This is a genomic window from Flavilitoribacter nigricans DSM 23189 = NBRC 102662 (genome assembly GCF_002646595.1).
GTDB classification, from domain to species: Bacteria; Bacteroidota; Bacteroidia; order Chitinophagales; family Saprospiraceae; genus Flavilitoribacter; species Flavilitoribacter nigricans.
On the sequence record NZ_PDUD01000107.1, the window covers coordinates 1 to 2,654 of the forward strand.

Annotated in this window: 1 pseudogene; it reads left to right on the forward strand. The window is 49.0% G+C overall.

The features are described from left to right. Positions 1-2,654 (forward strand): annotated as a pseudogene (locus tag CRP01_RS42685) (hypothetical protein); the annotation flags it as partial.

The following is a 2,654-nucleotide window of genomic DNA, read 5'->3' on the forward strand; positions in this document are numbered from 1 at the left end:
GATTACTCTGAAACTCCAGTAGACATTACCGGTCAGGAAGGAGCATACGGTCTGACGGTGACGGAAGCCTGTAACTACACCACTACTTATGTAGATACCCAGTCCGGTACCTGTCCAATCGTAATTACACGGACCTTTACGGTCACTGATGAGTGTTTGAATGTAGGTACGGATGTGCAAACGATCACGATTGATGATACGACCGATCCGGTGGTAACCGCTCCGGATGATGATACAATTGAAGCTTGTGATATAGCTGGCGGATTAGCGGACTACTCAGAAACACCAGTTGACATTACCGGTCAGGAAGGCGCTTACGGTTTGACTATCACGGAAGCTTGTAACTACACGACAACTTACGTAGATACGCAAGCGGGCACCTGTCCAATCGTCATTACGCGGACCTTCACGGTAACCGATGAGTGTCTGAATGTGGGTACCGATGTACAAACGATCACGATCGATGATACCACCGCTCCGGTAGTAACCGCTCCGGATGATGATACAATTGAAGCGTGTGATATTGCTGGCGGATTAGCGGATTACTCCGAAACACCAGTTGACATTACCGGTCAGGAAGGCGCTTACGGTTTGACTATCACGGAAGCTTGTAACTACACGACAACTTACGTAGATACGCAAGCGGGCACCTGTCCGATCGTCATTACACGGACCTTCACGGTAACCGATGAGTGTCTGAATGTTGGAACGGATGTACAAACCATCACCATTGATGATACGACTAATCCGGTAGTCACGGCTCCCGATGATGATACGATTGAAGCTTGTGATATCGCTGGAGGACTAGCTGATTACTCAGAGACTCCAGTGGACATCACCGGTCAGGAAGGAGCATATGGTTTGACGATTACTGAGGCTTGTAACTACACGACAACTTATGTAGACACCCAAGCGGGCACCTGCCCAATCGTAATTACACGGACCTTTACGGTCACTGATGAGTGTTTGAATGTAGGTACGGATGTGCAAACGATCACGATTGATGATACGACCGATCCGGTGGTAACTGCCCCGGGCGATGATACGATTGAGGCTTGTGATGTAGCTACGGGACTTGCTGATTATTCTGAGGCGCCGGTAGATATTACGGGTCAGGAAGCTGCTTACGGCGTTACGGTTACCGAAGATTGTAATTATACCCTGACTTATGTAGATACGCAAACCGGCACCTGTCCGGTAGTGATCACGCGGACGTTCACGGCCATTGATGAATGTCTTAACCAGGGCACCGATACGCAAACGATCACGATTGATGATACGACTAATCCAGTAGTTACGGCACCGGATGATGATACGATTGAGGCGTGCGATATTGCCGGTGGATTAGCTGATTACTCCGAAACGCCAGTCGACATTACCGGTCAGGAAGGGGCTTACGGTCTAACCATCACGGAAGCCTGTAATTACACCACCACTTATGTAGATACCCAGGCCGGCACCTGCCCGATCGTAATTACGCGGACCTTCACGGTAACCGATGAGTGTCTGAATGTAGGAACCGATGTACAGACGATCACAATTGATGATACGACCAACCCGGTAGTTACGGCACCGGATGATGATACGATTGAAGCTTGCGATATTGCCGGTGGATTAGCTGATTATTCTGAAACGCCAGTAGACATTACCGGTCAGGAAGGTGCGTATGGTCTAACCATCACGGAAGCTTGTAACTACACGACAACTTACGTGGATACGCAAGCGGGTACCTGCCCAATCGTAATTACGCGGACCTTCACGGTAACCGATGAGTGTTTGAATGTAGGCACCGATGTACAAACGATCACGATCGATGATACGACTAACCCAGTAGTGACTGCCCCGGATGATGATACGATTGAAGCTTGTGATATTGCTGGAGGACTGGCTGATTATTCTGAGACTCTAGTGGACATTACCGGTCAGGAAGGTGCGTATGGCTTAACTATTACGGAAGCTTGTAATTATACTACAACCTATGTAGATACCCAAGCTGGCACCTGTCCAATCGTCATCACGCGGACCTTCACGGTAACCGATGAGTGTCTGAATGTTGGAACGGATGTACAAACCATCACCATTGATGATACGACTAATCCGGTAGTTACGGCCCCGGATGATGATACAATCGAAGCTTGTGATATAGCTGGTGGACTAGCTGATTACTCAGAAACACCAGTTGACATTACCGGCCAGGAAGGGGCATATGGTCTGACGATCACAGAGGCCTGTAACTACACCACAACTTATGTTGATACCCAGGCCGGCACCTGCCCAATCGTGATTACGCGGACCTTCACGGTAACCGATGAGTGTTTGAATGTGGGTACGGACGTACAAACGATCACGATCGATGATACCACTAATCCGGTAGTCACGGCCCCAGACGATGATACAATTGAGGCTTGCGATATTGCTGGTGGGTTAGCGGACTACTCAGAAACACCAGTTGACATCACCGGTCAGGAAGGTGCTTATGGTCTAACTATCACGGAAGCTTGTAACTACACTACGACTTATGTAGATACGCAAGCCGGCACCTGCCCAATCGTGATTACCCGGACCTTCACGGTAACCGATGAATGTGTGAATGTAGGTACGGATGTACAAACGATCACGATTGATGATACGACCAATCCAGTAGTTACCGCCCC